The organism is Jeotgalibacillus proteolyticus, from assembly GCF_002926065.1.
Taxonomy (GTDB): Bacteria; Bacillota; Bacilli; order Bacillales; family Jeotgalibacillaceae; genus Jeotgalibacillus; species Jeotgalibacillus proteolyticus.
Genome location: NZ_PREZ01000002.1, coordinates 135,181 through 149,974, shown reverse-complemented (window position 1 = coordinate 149,974; position 14,794 = coordinate 135,181). Strand labels below are relative to the sequence as shown.

General features: G+C 42.5%; 18 protein-coding genes. 12 read left to right on the top strand and 6 right to left on the bottom strand.

Translation table 11 applies throughout. The features are described from left to right. Position 1: 1 nt before the first annotated feature. The 10 genes from C4B60_RS04410 to C4B60_RS04365 all read left to right on the top strand — a co-directional run bounded on the left by C4B60_RS04410 (position 2) and on the right by C4B60_RS04365 (position 8,844). Entirely contained in the window at positions 2–1,312 is a 1,311-nt protein-coding gene (locus C4B60_RS04410; protein WP_104056804.1) for a pyrimidine-nucleoside phosphorylase, read from the top strand. A 173-nt stretch (positions 1,313–1,485) separates the two neighbouring features. After that, a complete protein-coding gene (locus C4B60_RS04405; RefSeq protein ID WP_104056803.1) occupies positions 1,486–2,643 on the top strand; it encodes a D-alanyl-D-alanine carboxypeptidase family protein in 1,158 nt (385 codons plus the stop codon). Positions 2,644–2,744: 101 nt separating this feature from the next. Then, positions 2,745–3,095, top strand: coding sequence for an anti-sigma F factor antagonist (gene spoIIAA, locus C4B60_RS04400; protein WP_104056802.1), 351 nt, complete (start codon positions 2,745–2,747; stop codon positions 3,093–3,095). Continuing rightward, complete coding sequence (gene spoIIAB, locus C4B60_RS04395) at positions 3,095–3,535, top strand: anti-sigma F factor (protein WP_104056801.1); 441 nt, start codon at positions 3,095–3,097, stop codon at positions 3,533–3,535. Before spoIIAA ends, spoIIAB begins: the two co-directional genes overlap by 1 nt. A gap of 7 nt (positions 3,536–3,542) precedes the next feature. Further along, positions 3,543–4,292 (top strand): RNA polymerase sporulation sigma factor SigF, encoded by a 750-nt coding sequence (gene sigF / locus C4B60_RS04390; RefSeq protein ID WP_104056800.1) that lies wholly within the window; start codon positions 3,543–3,545, stop codon positions 4,290–4,292. Between the two features lie 24 nt (positions 4,293–4,316). Next, positions 4,317–4,934: a stage V sporulation protein AA gene (locus C4B60_RS04385; protein ID WP_104056799.1), complete on the top strand. Its 618-nt coding sequence runs from the start codon at positions 4,317–4,319 to the stop codon at positions 4,932–4,934. After that, the gene (locus C4B60_RS04380; RefSeq protein WP_104056798.1) at positions 4,924–5,355 is read left to right on the top strand and encodes a stage V sporulation protein AB; all 432 of its coding nucleotides are present in this window, start codon (positions 4,924–4,926) and stop codon (positions 5,353–5,355) included. The genes C4B60_RS04385 and C4B60_RS04380 overlap by 11 nt, the downstream gene beginning before the upstream one ends. A gap of 2 nt (positions 5,356–5,357) precedes the next feature. Further along, complete coding sequence (locus tag C4B60_RS04375) at positions 5,358–6,821, top strand: spore germination protein (protein WP_104056797.1); 1,464 nt, start codon at positions 5,358–5,360, stop codon at positions 6,819–6,821. Between the two features lie 82 nt (positions 6,822–6,903). Beyond that, positions 6,904–8,217 (top strand): diaminopimelate decarboxylase, encoded by a 1,314-nt coding sequence (gene lysA, locus C4B60_RS04370; protein WP_104056796.1) that lies wholly within the window; start codon positions 6,904–6,906, stop codon positions 8,215–8,217. A gap of 243 nt (positions 8,218–8,460) precedes the next feature. Continuing rightward, positions 8,461–8,844 carry a GNAT family N-acetyltransferase gene (locus tag C4B60_RS04365; protein WP_104056795.1) on the top strand — a complete coding sequence of 128 codons (384 nt, stop codon included), beginning with the start codon at positions 8,461–8,463 and terminating at the stop codon, positions 8,842–8,844. A 42-nt stretch (positions 8,845–8,886) separates the two neighbouring features. Here the strand turns inward: C4B60_RS04365 and C4B60_RS04360 are convergent, their stop codons facing one another. The 6 genes from C4B60_RS04360 to C4B60_RS04335 all read right to left on the bottom strand — a co-directional run bounded on the left by C4B60_RS04360 (position 8,887) and on the right by C4B60_RS04335 (position 13,158). Beyond that, complete coding sequence (locus C4B60_RS04360; RefSeq protein ID WP_104056794.1) at positions 8,887–9,423, bottom strand: DUF309 domain-containing protein; 537 nt, start codon at positions 9,421–9,423, stop codon at positions 8,887–8,889. A gap of 66 nt (positions 9,424–9,489) precedes the next feature. After that, a complete protein-coding gene (locus C4B60_RS04355) occupies positions 9,490–10,020 on the bottom strand; it encodes a spore maturation protein (protein ID WP_104056793.1) in 531 nt (176 codons plus the stop codon). Next, positions 10,020–10,616 (bottom strand): nucleoside recognition domain-containing protein, encoded by a 597-nt coding sequence (locus C4B60_RS04350; RefSeq protein ID WP_104056792.1) that lies wholly within the window; start codon positions 10,614–10,616, stop codon positions 10,020–10,022. Before C4B60_RS04350 ends, C4B60_RS04355 begins: the two co-directional genes overlap by 1 nt. Continuing rightward, positions 10,617–11,705, bottom strand: coding sequence for a D-alanyl-D-alanine carboxypeptidase family protein (locus tag C4B60_RS04345; RefSeq protein ID WP_209020057.1), 1,089 nt, complete (start codon positions 11,703–11,705; stop codon positions 10,617–10,619). Positions 11,706–11,807: 102 nt separating this feature from the next. Beyond that, positions 11,808–12,407 carry an SMC-Scp complex subunit ScpB gene (gene scpB / locus C4B60_RS04340; RefSeq protein WP_104056790.1) on the bottom strand — a complete coding sequence of 200 codons (600 nt, stop codon included), beginning with the start codon at positions 12,405–12,407 and terminating at the stop codon, positions 11,808–11,810. Next, on the bottom strand, positions 12,394–13,158 hold the full coding sequence (locus C4B60_RS04335; RefSeq protein WP_104057256.1) for a segregation/condensation protein A: 765 nt from the start codon (positions 13,156–13,158) through the stop codon (positions 12,394–12,396). Before C4B60_RS04335 ends, scpB begins: the two co-directional genes overlap by 14 nt. A gap of 171 nt (positions 13,159–13,329) precedes the next feature. Here C4B60_RS04335 and rluB point away from each other — a divergent pair, with 171 nt between their 5' ends. Both rluB and resA read left to right on the top strand, forming a co-directional pair. After that, the gene (rluB, locus tag C4B60_RS04330; RefSeq protein ID WP_104056789.1) at positions 13,330–14,058 is read left to right on the top strand and encodes a 23S rRNA pseudouridine(2605) synthase RluB; all 729 of its coding nucleotides are present in this window, start codon (positions 13,330–13,332) and stop codon (positions 14,056–14,058) included. A 184-nt stretch (positions 14,059–14,242) separates the two neighbouring features. Next, positions 14,243–14,776, top strand: a complete 534-nt coding sequence (resA, locus tag C4B60_RS04325; RefSeq protein WP_245153869.1) for a thiol-disulfide oxidoreductase ResA — start codon at positions 14,243–14,245, stop codon at positions 14,774–14,776. Positions 14,777–14,794: the final 18 nt, after the last annotated feature.

Below are 14,794 nucleotides of genomic sequence, written 5' to 3'. Positions count from 1 at the left end.
AATGAGAATGGTTGATATTATTGAAAAAAAGCGTGACGGAAAAGCTCTTACGTCAGATGAAATAAATTTCGTCATACAAGGGTATACCTCTGGCGACATTCCTGATTATCAGGTGAGCGCTCTTTTAATGGCGGTTTATTTTCAGGGAATGACAGAGCAGGAACGGGCGGATCTTACGCTAGCCATGGTTGAGTCAGGCGACCAGATTGATCTGTCCGGAATTGAAGGAATAAAAGTGGATAAGCACTCCACAGGAGGAGTCGGTGATACGACAACGCTCATCCTTGGACCGCTGGTGGCAGCTGTTGATGTGCCGGTAGCAAAGATGAGCGGAAGAGGTCTTGGGCATACTGGCGGTACGATCGATAAGCTGGAAGCGGTTCCGGGCTTTAACGTTGAATTATCCAGTGAAGAGTTTACTAAACTGGTGAATGAAATTAAAGTGGCAGTAATGGGGCAAAGCGGAAATCTTACACCTGCAGATAAAAAACTGTATGCACTTCGGGATGTCACGGCAACCGTCAACAGTATTCCTCTTATCGCTTCATCGATCATGAGCAAAAAAATTGCAGCAGGTGCAGATGCCATTGTACTAGATGTAAAAACAGGCGCAGGTGCGTTTATGAAGGATGAAGATCAGGCGCGTGAATTAGCTCATGCAATGGTTAGAATCGGAAATAACGTAGGCCGTCAGACAATGGCTGTTATTTCAGATATGAGTCAGCCTCTTGGACGGGCAATCGGTAATGCTCTTGAGGTGCAGGAAGCGATCGATACCTTAAAAGGAGAAGGTCCGAAAGATTTAACAGAGCTATGCTTAACTTTAGGAAGCTACATGGTTTATTTGGCGCAAAAAGCATCTTCCTTGGAAGAAGCCCGTAAAAAGCTTGAAGAAGCGATTAGCAGCGGAAGCGCACTTGAAAGGTTTAAGGACTTTTTAGCCGGGCAGGGCGGAGATGCATCAGTTGTCGATAACCCATCAGGACTTCCCCAGGCTGCACATAAAATTGAGCTCCCGGCCTCTCAGTCAGGAACTGTTTCCACTATTGTTGCAGATAATGTAGGAACTGCAGCGATGTGGCTTGGTGCAGGCCGGGCTACTAAGGATTCTGAAATAGATTTAGCAGTCGGTTTAATGCTCAATAAAAAGGTTGGAGATAAAGTAGCTGCAGGGGATTCGCTTGTAACGATTTACGCCAATGATTTAGCACAGATTGAAAAAGTAAAGGAAAAGCTTCTTGAAAGCATTTTAATTTCAAGTGAAGCTGTTAAAGCTCCTGCACTTATTGCAGGTCATATTACAGGCGAATAATAGATGAACGAATCTTTGGCACCTTTCCGATTTTGGAAAGGTGTTTTTTGTGTTCCTGGAAAGTGATTTTACCGATATTAATCCTCCAGATAAAGAATAAATTAACAACCTTACGTATAAAATCACCTTGCAAGGAAAAAATAAGCAAAAAGAGCTTGAAAGGTGCGATTTCAATGAAGAACTGGGTTCAATCAATTATTTGTTTCCTGCTGGTGTTTTCCCTATTTCCACATACAATGTCTGCAAATGAACAGTCAGCTGTGTCGCTCGATGATGTAAAATCAGCTATTCTAATTGATCAGCATTCCGGAATGATAGTAACCGACAAAAACAGCAGGGAGTCGCTCTCCCCGGCGTCTATGACAAAGATTGCAACCATGCTTTTAATTATGGAAGCGATTGACTCGAAAAAGATCACCTGGGAGGACAAGATAAGAGCGAGTGAAAAAGCTGCCTCTATGGGGGGCTCTCAGATTTTCTTAAAAGCCGGCGAAGAAATGACTGTCCGGGATATGGTAAAAGGAATTGCAATCGCCTCTGCCAATGATGCGGCAGTTGCTATGGCAGAGCATTTAGCAGGCTCAGAAGAGGATTTTGTTAAGCAAATGAACGCGAAAGTAAATGAATTAGGCCTCAAAAATACTGTCTTTAAAAACACAACCGGTCTGCCGGCTGAAGGTCATGTGAGTTCAGCCTATGATATGGCTCTGCTTGCAAGAGAATTATTAAAGCACGAGGAGATCATTGAGTTTACCGGGACTTATGAGGATTACCTGCGTAAAGACAGTGAGGACCCTTTCTGGCTGGTTAATACGAATAAGCTTGTCCGGTTTTATAAAGGAGCGGACGGTCTAAAAACCGGCTTTACAAAAGAAGCCATGTACTGTTTAACTGCTACAGCCCAAAAGAACGATATGCGTTTTATTGCTGTTGTATTCGGTGCTCCTACCTCAAAAGCAAGAAATGAGATCGTCAGTTCGATGCTCGATTATGGGTTCGCTCATTATAAGAGTAAGACCATGGCTAAAGAAGGGGAAACAGTAACAGAAGCGCGTGTTGAAAAAGGTTCACCGTATTTGATGAAGGGTGTATTAAGCGCGCCGCTAAAATGGCTGTCTCCGGTTAACGGAAAAGAGCAGGAGGTTAAGAAATCGCTTCGCGTAAGCAAAGAATTAGCAGCCCCCGTTAAAAAAGGGGATGAAATTGGAACGATGTCGCTAATTGTTGATGGAAAAGAAATGTCGTCGGTCCCTGTAGTAGCGGAAAGTGACAGCGTTAAGGCATCTTTTGGAGAATTATTAGTCCGCTCAATGGAAGAAATGATCAGGTAAACACGAATAAACACTAGTTTTTTCTATTATTGTCACCATGCAGGAATTAAGAAAAGAAGCAAGGAATAATCCCTCTGTACGTAAAAAAGGGAGGGGTTTAAATGGCTTTTACAGTCCAGGCTGAAATAAAAAAAGATGTGCTGCTTCTAAGAATGCAGGGCGAGCTTGATCATCATGCAACAGAAAAAATCAGGGAAGAGCTCCTCAATTTAATGGACGAGCATGATATTCATCACCTGGTACTTAACCTTTCTGAGCTTGAATTTATGGATAGCTCAGGTCTTGGGCTGATGCTTGGAAGGTACAAGCATTTACAGAAAAAAAATGGCAGCATGATTGTTTGTGCCATATCTGAGCCTGTAAAACGTTTATTTGAGATGTCCGGCCTGTTCCGCATTATGATCATTGAAACCTCCGAGGACCATGCGCTGATGAGATTGGGGGTGGCATAATGAATAACGAGGCTATTTTTAAATTCCGTTCAATAAGTGAAAATGAAGCTTTTGCAAGGCTTGTTGTCGCTTCTTTTATTACTCCGTATGATCCAACCATAGGTGAATTGACCGATATTAAAACGGTTGTATCTGAAGCGGTCACCAATGCGATCATTCATGGATACGACGGACGGGATGATCAGTGGGTCCATATGACATTGACCATGCAAAACAATGTTTTATCCATCGAGATTAGAGATGAGGGACTTGGAATTGCGGATGTGGAGGAAGCAATGCAGCCCCTTTTTACAACAAAGCCTGAAATGGAACGCTCGGGGATGGGCTTTACGATTATGGAGCACTTTATGGATGCAGTGGAAGTCATCTCCAGCCAATCAAAAGGCACAACTATACGTATGAGCAAACACCTGGCCTCTGTCCAGGCTGAATGCCATTAGGTGTCCTATGAGTGCGAAAACGACCACTAACCATGAAACCGTTCGGGAATGGATACGGTTAAGTCAAGCGGGCGATCAGGAAGCCAGAAGCAAAATGGTAGAAACAAATGTGAGACTTGTATGGTCAGTTGTTCAGCGTTTTTTAAACAGGGGTCATGACCCTGATGATTTATTTCAAATCGGAGCGATTGGGCTGCTTAAAGCAGTGGATAAATTTGACCTCAGCTACAGTGTCAAATTCTCCACCTATGCAGTACCTATGATTATCGGAGAGATCCAGCGTTTCCTAAGAGACGATGGAACCGTAAAAGTAAGCCGCTCAGTTAAGGAGCTTGCGATTAAGGTCAGGAGGGCCAAAGAACAGCTAAGCAGTCAATATGGCAGGCTGCCGACACTCACAGAAATTGCTGAGGAGCTCGATGTAACTGTTGATGATATTGTTTTGTCGCAGGATGCATCGCGTGCACCGGCTTCTATTCATGAAACGGTGTATGAAAATGAAGGAGACCCAATCACTCTGCTTGACCAAATGGCGTCAAAGGATGAGGAGCAGTGGTTTCACCAGCTTGCTTTAAAGGAAGCGCTGCTGACCTTGGAAAAAAGGGACCGGGTAATCATCTTTCTAAGGTATTACAAGGACTTCACCCAATCAGAGGTGGCAGAAAAGCTTGGGATTTCCCAGGTGCAGGTATCACGTATAGAAAAAAGAGTTCTTCAATCGATTCGTGAATGGATGGATGATGTGAAAGAAGCCTAGACAAAAAGAAAGGAGGGAGAGAGCATGTCCCAGACAGTTTATATAAGGCTAAAAAGGAAAATTAATGTTTTAAAGGGCCACGTAATCATGGTAAAAGACGCAGCAGATATTTCGGCCCCTGGGCTCAATGTGGATAAGTTAAAGAAAACACCAATGCTCGCCACTAAAAAAAATTCGTCTGAAACCTATCTGCTCATTGACCAGGTGGATATGATTGATCAGGTAAAAAAGGTGCTGCCGGCTGCAGAAATCGACTTTTTAGGTGCATCCGCTACGCTTGTCGAATTGCGGGAAGAAGAAAAAAAGGGCTCTCTTCCACTTTTTCTTTTTGTCTGGAGCCTGCTTTTTGTAGGAGCTGCTCTGACTATCATGTATTTTCACGAGGACGTCAGCATGAGAGAAACCCAGATATCTATGGTACAGATGATGACAGGAAAAAAGCTTGAGCATCCTTTATGGTTCCAGATTCCCTATTCAATTGGACTGGGACTGGGGATGATTCTATTTTTTAACAGGCTGTTTCAAAAAAAATTTAATGAAGAACCAAGCCCGTTGGATGTGGAAGTGTTTAACTACGAGCAGTCACTTGAGGATTATATTGTAGATCAGGAAAGAAAGAAATTGGCTCAAAATGATCAGTAGCCCGATGGTTGTATTCGTTGGTTTGGCTTCCGGATTAGCGGTGGGAGGAGGCTTTGTAGCATTCCTAAGTGTACTGGGCATCATTCCCCGTCTGATCCAGATCGTCCAAAATAAAAATCGTCTGCGCCCGCTGGAGTGGGCAGTTATTTTAGGTGCGATGACAGGTGTAGCAGGCAGCCTTTTTGATGTTAAAACCTCATCCGGCTTCTTTTTAGTTCCGGCAGCAGGGCTTTTAGCCGGGGCTTTTATCGGAATGCTTGCTGCTGCGCTGACTGAGGTGCTTGATGTAATACCGCTAGTCACCAGAAGGCTGAAGATAGCTGATAAGCTGCAGTCAATCATGTTTGCTATTGTGATTGGCAAAGTAATGGGTTCATTATTTTACTGGATCATTTTTATTCCATTTCACAGAGGAGATTAGCTATGCAGTCACTACCTTTAAAAGCAGAACAGTTGGATGAAATTTTAACAGCACGGGCAGGCTTAGGCGAGAGCTTTGATTTTATGGTAAGGAAATTTATTATTGCCGGAACACCAGTCCATATTTATGCTGTAAACGGGCTTTGTGATACTGAATTCGTAATGGAAATACTGGCGGAGCTTGTGAGCATTGAGCTTCCAAAAAATGAGCGTTCAAAGCTTTCTGACATTCTGCACAATCGGTTGATTAACCAGTCCGTTGAAACCGTGGAAACGGTTGAAGATGTGATTAGGCAGGTGTTTGCAGGTCTTATCGCCATTAAAGTTTCAGGAGACAGACATGCCTATGTGGTAGATGTCAGAAGCTATCCCGGCCGTCAGCCGGAGGAGCCGGACACAGAAAAAATTGTCAGAGGCTCAAGAGACGGCTTTGTTGAAAATATTATTGTGAACACTGCTCTTACCAGAAGACGAATCAGAGACGAGCGGATACGCTTCGATATGATGGAAGTAGGGCAAAGGTCAAAAGCAGATGTGGCAGTGGGGTACATAAAAGGGCTTGCTAACCAGGATCTGATTGATACGATAAAAAAAGAACTCGATGCCATTAACGTTGATGGGTTGACTATGACAGATAAATCTCTTGAAGAATACATAGTGAAACAGGGTTTTAATCCTTATCCGCTAGTAAGATTCACAGAGCGGGCAGACGTTGCAGCTACTCACCTGCTTGAAGGTCATGTTTGTATATATGTTGATACATCGCCGAGTGTGATGATCACACCCACAACGTATTTTCATCATGTACAGCATGCAGAAGAATTCCGCCAGTCACCGGCTGTAGGGACCTTTATCCGGTGGATCAGGCTTGCGGGAATAATAGCCTCCATTGTGCTTTTGCCTCTGTGGTATCTAATGGCTTTAGACCCTGAACTCCGACCGGAGGCTCTTGGTTTTTTAGGAATGAAGGATGATACTAATGTTCCATTAATTCTCCAACTGCTGATTGCAGATATTGGGATAGAATTTTTAAGAATGGCAGCCATTCATACGCCAACTCCTCTAGCCACAGCCATGGGGTTGATCGCAGCTGTCCTGATCGGGCAGATTGCCATAGATGTGGGCTTGTTTGTGCCGGAGGTTATTTTATACGTGGCCGTAGCTGCAATTGGCACCTTTGCCACACCAAGCTATGAATTAAGTGTCGCAAATAAAATAGTCAGGGTACTATTATTATTGCTCGTATGGTTATTCCATGTTGACGGCCTCGTTTTAGGATTAACCATTTACATCCTATACCTCATGAACGTCAAATCCTTCTCCACTCCGTATTTGTGGCCTCTAGTACCATTCAGACCCAATGCGATGCTGAGAATTATCATGAGATTGCCGATGACATCTGCCATGCTGCGGCCTATGATCGTCAAAACAAAAGACCGGGTAAGGCAGCGTCCGACAGGAGAATGAGATTGATTTATAATGCAGGATTGTGGTACAGTTCTAATAATTATTAACGGATATTTTGTCCTGAAAAGAAAGGAACTGTATGATGCATTATTATGGAACATCGAGTACAAATGAAGCAGGTCATTTAACAATCGGCGGCGTCGATACAATTGAGCTGGCTAAAAAATATGGAACACCGTTATACGTTTATGATGTCGCCCTTATCAGAGAGCGTGCCAGGGGCTTTAAAGAAACATTTGAAGAGCTTGGAGTTACCTCACAGGTCGCTTATGCAAGCAAAGCCTTTTCTTCAATTGCCATGATTCAGATTATTGAAGAAGAAGGTCTCAGTCTGGACGTTGTATCTGGAGGAGAACTGTATACAGCCATCCAGGCCGGCTTTAATCCCGAAAAAATTCACTTTCACGGCAATAACAAAAGCAGGGAAGAAATTGAAATGGCTCTCGATTACGGAATTGGCTGTTTTGTAGTAGATAACTTCTATGAACTTGATCTGTTAACCGGTATCTGCCGGGAGCGGGGAGCTAAAACAAGCATTCTGCTCCGCGTAACGCCAGGCATTGAAGCGCATACCCATGACTATATTTTAACAGGTCAGGAAGATTCCAAATTCGGTTTTGATCTTCAAAATGGCCAGGCGGAAAAAGCCCTTAAAACAGCATTGAATAATCAGGAGCTTGAGGTTTTAGGTCTTCACTGCCATATTGGATCACAAATTTTTGAAACGACTGGCTTTAAAAAAGCAGCTCAGAAAATGATCCAAAAGCTCAGCCTGTGGAATAAAGAATACAAATTCACATCTCGTGTTCTGAATCTGGGTGGAGGTTTTGGCATCCGCTACACAAAAGAGGATACACCGATTCCCCCATCCGCTTATGTAAAAGACATTATAAGTGAAGTTAAAGCGCTTATGTCGGAAGAATCATTGGCAATGCCGGAAATATGGATTGAGCCGGGGCGTTCATTAGTAGGAGATGCAGGTACAACATTGTATTCAGTCGGTTCCTCAAAAGATGTTCCGGATATTAGAAAATATCTGGCGGTAGATGGAGGGATGAGCGATAACATCAGACCTGCATTATACGATGCCCGCTATGAGGCGGTAATCGCAAACCGGCCGGAAGCAGAGGCAGAGGAAACAGTATCGATTGCAGGAAAATGCTGTGAGTCAGGAGATATGCTTATTTGGGATCTTCCAATTGCTAAAGCAGAAGCGGGGGATATATTAGCTGTTTTTTGTACAGGAGCATATGGCTATGCCATGGCGAACAACTATAATCGTATTACCCGTCCGGCAGTTGTATTCGTAGAGGATGGAAGCGCGAAGATCGTGGTAAAACGGGAGACATTTGAGGATTTAATTCGTCACGATCTTCCTCTTTATGCTCATAGATAAGTAGATTTCGGTGGGTAAGGGATGTGAGCAGCGTGAAGACTCAAAACTTAGTCTTGTTTATCCTGTTAATTGTTATGGCAATTGGATGGGGAATTATCTATTGGTTGTTCATCGCTTAAGGATTATTGATCCGCAGTTGAATTACAGCTCATTTTCTAGTATGATTAAAAGCGGTTGCAGAGGAAGTGCGGATTCCCTGCAGAGATTGAATTAACCATACCATAACCACGATGAGGGGTAACTATGCTAATAAGATACAAAAAGTCCTTTGAAAAAATAGCCATGGGTCTTATGTCTTTTATGCCTACAGAAAAAGACATTAAGCAATTGCAATTGTCGATGAAAATGTATGAAGAAGATAAAAGCAACCGGCTCTTTCTGTGGAAGGAAGAAGATATTATCGGTCTTGTTGGCGTTAAAATTACTGATGACAGCATCTTAATACAGCATATATCAGTGAGTCCGTCCCATAGAAATGAAGGGATAGGAAAAAAGATGATTTCAACTCTGCGTGAAATGTATCCTGATATGGAATTTTCAAGCACTAGCTATACAGAAGGATTTTTAAGTAAATGTGTTAATGATGAACCTTCAGAAATTAAAGAAGCTGATAAAGAAAACCACTGACTTTTTAAAGTCAGTGGTTTTTTTCTTGCACCTTCAGTTTTGTTAAAACGTTCGCGGTTTATTATTTCTTTTCCTTAATTCTTTTTCTCTGAGAAGAATAACATCACTCCGGTCACGCAGACGGTGCCTCTCAGTTATCATCCGGTCGGACAGATCACTTATTTGCCCCCAGGTAAACCCTTTTTTCAGACACTGTTCCCTGCAGGTGCTTTCTAAATAAAAGTCATCTATGGGCAGCTGAATGCTTGTATAAGGTGTTTTAGCTGTGATGGATGCGGTTAGATTTTGAAGCTGCTCAAGAAAAAGTGCAGGCTGCATACCGAATTCAGGCAATTGCTTTTCGTGATGCCGGAATTTCTTAAATGCTTTCTCAATCATACGTTTCGCTCCGGAAAAGTTACCTCTTCTCTGATGGTAAAGCGCAACGGCCAATTGAATCCAAGCTACCCAGATCGAGTTGCGGTCCATCTCTGTATGTTCCTTCCAAAATTCTTCAAGCGCTTCATGGCATTCAAAATAATCTCTGTCTCCATGAAAATGAACCAGATAATCGATATAAGATTGAGGATATTTATTCATCTCTTCACCTCCGGACTTCACCCCTATAGTAGCACAAAACCGGCTTAGTCTAATAACAAAACCGGCTTAGGAGAAATACCACAACGTAATTAAAATGGCCGTGGTCATACCGGCGAGATCCGCTAAAAGACCAATCGTCAGAGCTCTTCCCATTTTTTTTATTCCTACAGCTCCAAAATATACGGTCAACACATACAGGGTGGTGTCCGTGCTTCCCTGGACAATGGCTGCTGCCCGTGAAATAAAATGATCTGCTCCATATGTTGCGGTAAGGTCTGCAACCATTCCAAGTGCCGCTGAGCCTGATATTGGCCTGATAAATAGCAGTGGAAGCAGGTCAGGAGGAATGTTAAAAGTAATAAGCAACGGGGAAAGGGCCTGGTTCATGGCATCCAAAAATCCGGAAGCCCGTAAAATATTTATTGCGACGAGCATCCCAAGCAAAAAGGGCAGCAGTGATACCGATAAACGTATTCCTTCTTTTCCTCCCTCAGTAAAAGCACCGTATGCATCCTTTTTTTTAATCAAAGCAAACAGCAGAATCAATACAACTAATGAAGGAAGGAACAATGTAGAAATAGCGGCTATTACATTCATTACGGCCTCCTGTTCCGATTAGATGTAAACACGTAAAAAAGACGGTCGAGTGTAAGTGCTATCGCGCATGACGAGCAGGTTGCGAGAAAAGTCGGAATGACAATATCCATTGGATCAAGAGCCCCGTTTGTCATCCTTAAAGAAATAACGGTGGTCGGAAATAGGGTTAAAGCCGCTGTGTTTAAACAAAGAAAGGTAATCATTGAGCGGGTCGGAACAGCTTTATCCCGATTGTTGGCCTGCAGAGCACTCATTGCTTTTAATCCAAATGGTGTTGCGGCGTTTCCAAGCCCAAAGAAATTGGCCGTCATATTGGACATAATAAAGCCTAAAGCCGGATCCTTTGGTGACAGCTCTGGAAAAAGCCTGATTAAAAAAGGACGGAAGAGTTTGGTCAGCTTTTCCAAAAGCCCCGCCTGTTTAGCAATTTCCATCATGCCAAGCCAAAAAGTAAAAACGGCAACAAACCCAATAACTAGCTGCACAGCCTGAGTTGACGCCTCAAACATGGCCGCATTCACCTTATCTGTTGTACCATTCAGAACGCTATATACAATGCCGACCAAAATCATGCCGATCCAAATAAGATTAACCATTTACTCATCCTGCCAGAATTTTAATTTATCTACTATCCGATTCCATAGAGTAAATCCGCCACTGCGAACCTCACGGACGAGTTCCTGTTTATGAATAATTTCCTCATCAAGCTTCACATAAACGATAGGGGGGGTATTCCGGTTAAAAGGAATCTTCCCTTCAATTGTCAGTTTTGACTTCTCCTCACTGGTTAGCGGATAACTGAAAGGTTCGGTTAGTGTGTAAAATTCATTTTCGCTTTGTCCGGGAAATGGGGGTAGGATATCCGGGTGAAGAATTTGTTCATTTTTGTAATGAGAAAATCCATATTCAAATAAATTCATATGATCATTCCAGTCACTCGATGCTCTGATTGTGACAACGATTAAGGACATATCGTCCCTTTTTGCTGTTGTTACAAGGGTACGGCCTGCAAGCCTTGTAAAACCTGTCTTCCCGCCCGTTGCATGCGGATACATGCCCGTTACAAGACGATGCTTATTGCTCCAGGTAGGAGAGGGGGCAAGACTTGTAGCGCGATGACTGGTGGTTCCGAAAATTTCTGCAAAGGTTTTATCCTTGATGGCCTCCTGAGTTAATAAAGCCATATCGAAGGCTGAAGAATAATGCTCGTTATCCAAATCCAGTCCATGCGGATTGGTAAAATGAGTGTTTTTCATCCCAATTCTTTTTGCTTCTTTGTTCATCAGTTTTGCAAAATCATCAACGCTTCCGCTCACATGTTCAGCAATCGCAACAGCTGAATCGTTTCCTGACCGCAGTAAAAGGCCATAAACCAAATCAAGTAAAGAAACTTTTTGACCTGCCTTTAAATAAAGACTTGATCCTTCGGTTACAGAGGCGTCGGGACTGATTTTTACCAGCTCATCTAAATCGCCGTGCTGAATTGCTAAGTGGGCGGTCATAATCTTTGTGATGCTGGCTATTTTTTGCTCCTGATGGGAATTGTTTTCATAAAGAATACGCCCGCTTTCTGCTTCCATTAATATCGCCTGGTCAGCTGAAGTTGAGGGAGCTGCAAAAGCATTTATGCTTGTACAAGAAAACCCGATCATAAGAATTAAAACCACTTTTAATGCATGCTTCACTCTTTTCACCATCCACCCTTAATCTTAAGAATAGCGTATGTGAAAACTTGTCCTTCATGACAAAAAACGGTACCTTCAGGATTCCCTGAAAGCACCGTTCTCTTATTCTTCGTTATTTACTGTAAGGCTTTGCTGAAGTGATTTAAAGAACAAATCAGTTTCTTCTTCACTGTCCAGCTCCTCCGCATCCTCCATTAATACCGGAAGCTGAGAAAGATCCTTTAATCCGAAGTAGTCCAGAAATTCATCTGTAGTTCCATAAAGAATCGCTCTCCCTGCACCCTCAGCACGCCCTATTTCTTTAATCAAACCTTTTGAGGCGAGAGTTTGCAAAGGACGGTCTGTTTTTACTCCACGGATGTCTTCGATTGCCATCCGGGTGATGGGCTGTTTGTATGCGACTACTGCAAGTGTTTCGAGTCCTGCCTGTGAAAGAGTGGAATTAGAAGGGCTCTCGACGAGCTGTTTTATGTAATCGGCCATATCTCTTTTGGTTGCCAGCTGAAACGTGCCTGCAAGCTCCATAACGTGGATTCCTCTCCGGGAGTCATCCTCATAGACCTTTTTTAAAGCTGTCATGAATGTAATAACTTCCTCTTCAGGCATTGAAAGGACATTGGCTAGCTGCTGGCTGCTTAACCCTTCATCCCCTGCTGCAAATAGTAAACTTTCTATAATTGCCTGTAACTCATGATTGTGCAACAAGTGTCACTCCTTTTGATGCTTCTACAATTATATCTGAAAAATTATGGTCCTGCTGAATCGTTACTTCATTTCGTTTCATTAATTCGAGTACGGCCAGGAACGATACAACCATATGAGGCTTTTGGGCTATTGGAAACAATTCATGGAAAAGAGCAGGTCCTTTTAAGCGCTGAAGGTCCACTAGTATCTCCTCCATTCGTTTTTCAATGGAAATGTCCTGTCTCGTTATACGTGTGGCCATTGGTTTTTTTAGTTTCTTTCTTCTTACTAATTTATGAAATGCGCCGAGTAAATCATGGAGATCAATATTCAGATCCTCGAGCGAATCCTGTTTTTCGGTTTCATAGGCAGATAGATCAATAGGCGGTTTTGTATAAAAGCTGCCCCGGTCTTCCTCTTTTTGCTTAAGCTCAATAGCAGCCTGTTTATATTTTCTATATTCTATCAGTCTTTCAACAAGTTCATCTCTTGGGTCGTCTTCGTCCATCTCTATGTCGCTGCCCTCATAGCTTTCCTCATGCTTTGGCAATAGCATACGGCTTTTAATCGCGAGTAATGTGGAAGCCATGACCAGATATTCACTGGCAAGATTTAATTCCATCACCTTCATCGCGCGTATATAGAGCATATACTGCTCAGAAATTTCAGCCATTGGAATATCATAAATATCGATTTCGAGCCCCTGGATTAAATGAAGCAGTAAATCAAGGGGACCTTCAAATGCTTCTACTTTAACGCTGTATTCCATGTTTATCACCATTTTCCTCTTTGACATCTCCACTTAGTATAAAACATACGCCTGACACTTCCAATAGGTGAAAAAAGCTAAAATGTTTCAAAAATTTAGAGAGTTTGCTTTTAAGGCTTTCTATGCCATAATGCACTAAGAAAGACAACAAGTAAAATGAGGTGCAATCTGATGGAACGTTTGCAAAAAGTAATTGCTCATGCAGGAGTAGCATCCCGCAGAAAAGCAGAAGAATTAATTAAAACAGGTAAAGTGAAAGTGAATGGAAAAGTAACAGTTGAACTCGGAACAAAAGTAACCAATTCAGACATGATTGAAGTAGAGGGCGTTAAAATAGAGCGTGAAAACAAGGTTTATTTTCTTCTGTATAAGCCAACAGGCGTTATTTCAGCGGTAAGTGATGATAAAAAACGCAAGGTGGTAACAGACTTTTTGCCCTATGTAGAAGAACGGATTTATCCCGTCGGCCGTCTTGATTACGATACTTCCGGCCTGCTGCTGTTAACGAATGATGGAGAATTCGCCAATCTGCTTACGCATCCTAAATACGAGGTTCATAAAACCTATGTAGCAAGAGTGAAGGGGCTTGTTTCAAGAGAATCTCTAAGAAAACTTGAAAAGGGCATTAAGCTTGAAGACGGGATGACAGCTCCTGCAAGAGCGAAGGTCATTTCAGCAGATAAAACAAAAAACAAAACGATCGTTGAGCTGACCATCCACGAAGGAAGAAATCGCCAGGTAAGAAGAATGTTTGATGCAATCGGCCATCCAGTTCAAAAGCTGAAGCGCGAACGATATGCATTCCTGCATTTAGGCGGATTAAGCACAGGTGACTCCAGAGAATTAACCCCGCATGAAGTAAAACAGCTCCGGGCATTGGCGGAAAGCGGTCCTAAGTAAGGAAATACAAAAAAGTACTGTAAAACTTATAAGCTGTCTCCAGATAAACTACAATTTCCGACAGAGATTGTAGTTTTCACACTTCATTCAAATACTATTCCATTACGGGTGCTTAACAAATGCTATAATGGCAAAGAATCTAACGGAATTTTATAAAGGCGGGACTGTAAAAGGAGGTAAGCAAGTGAATAACCGCAAGAAAAAACGTTTAATTGTACGAATAACGATTCTATCTGTATTAATTGCGGCAGTTGTCTATACACTTTATTCCACATTAACCGAAGACGAACGAATGATTGTAAAAGCAGGAGATCAGGCACCGGATTTTGTACTGACTGATTTAAACGGCGAAACGCATCGTCTTTCAGACTACAAAGGCCAGGGCGTTTTCCTGAACTTCTGGGGAACCTGGTGCAAGCCTTGTGAAAAGGAAATGCCTTATATGGAAAATCAGTATCAGGCTTTTAAAGATCAGGGTGTACAGATTCTTGCAGTAAATGTAGGTGAATCTGAATTCCAGGTAAAGAATTTTGCGAAGAAATATAATCTTTCATTTCCTATTGTAAGGGATTCTCAAAAAGATGTGATGTACAGCTATGCAATAGGACCATTGCCTACTACACTGCTCATTAACCCCGAAGGAGAGGTTGTTGAGGTCGTGAAGAGTGGAATGGATGAAGAAACGGTAGCGTCATATATGGAAATGATTAAGCCATAAAGGTAAGGGGTCTTACAA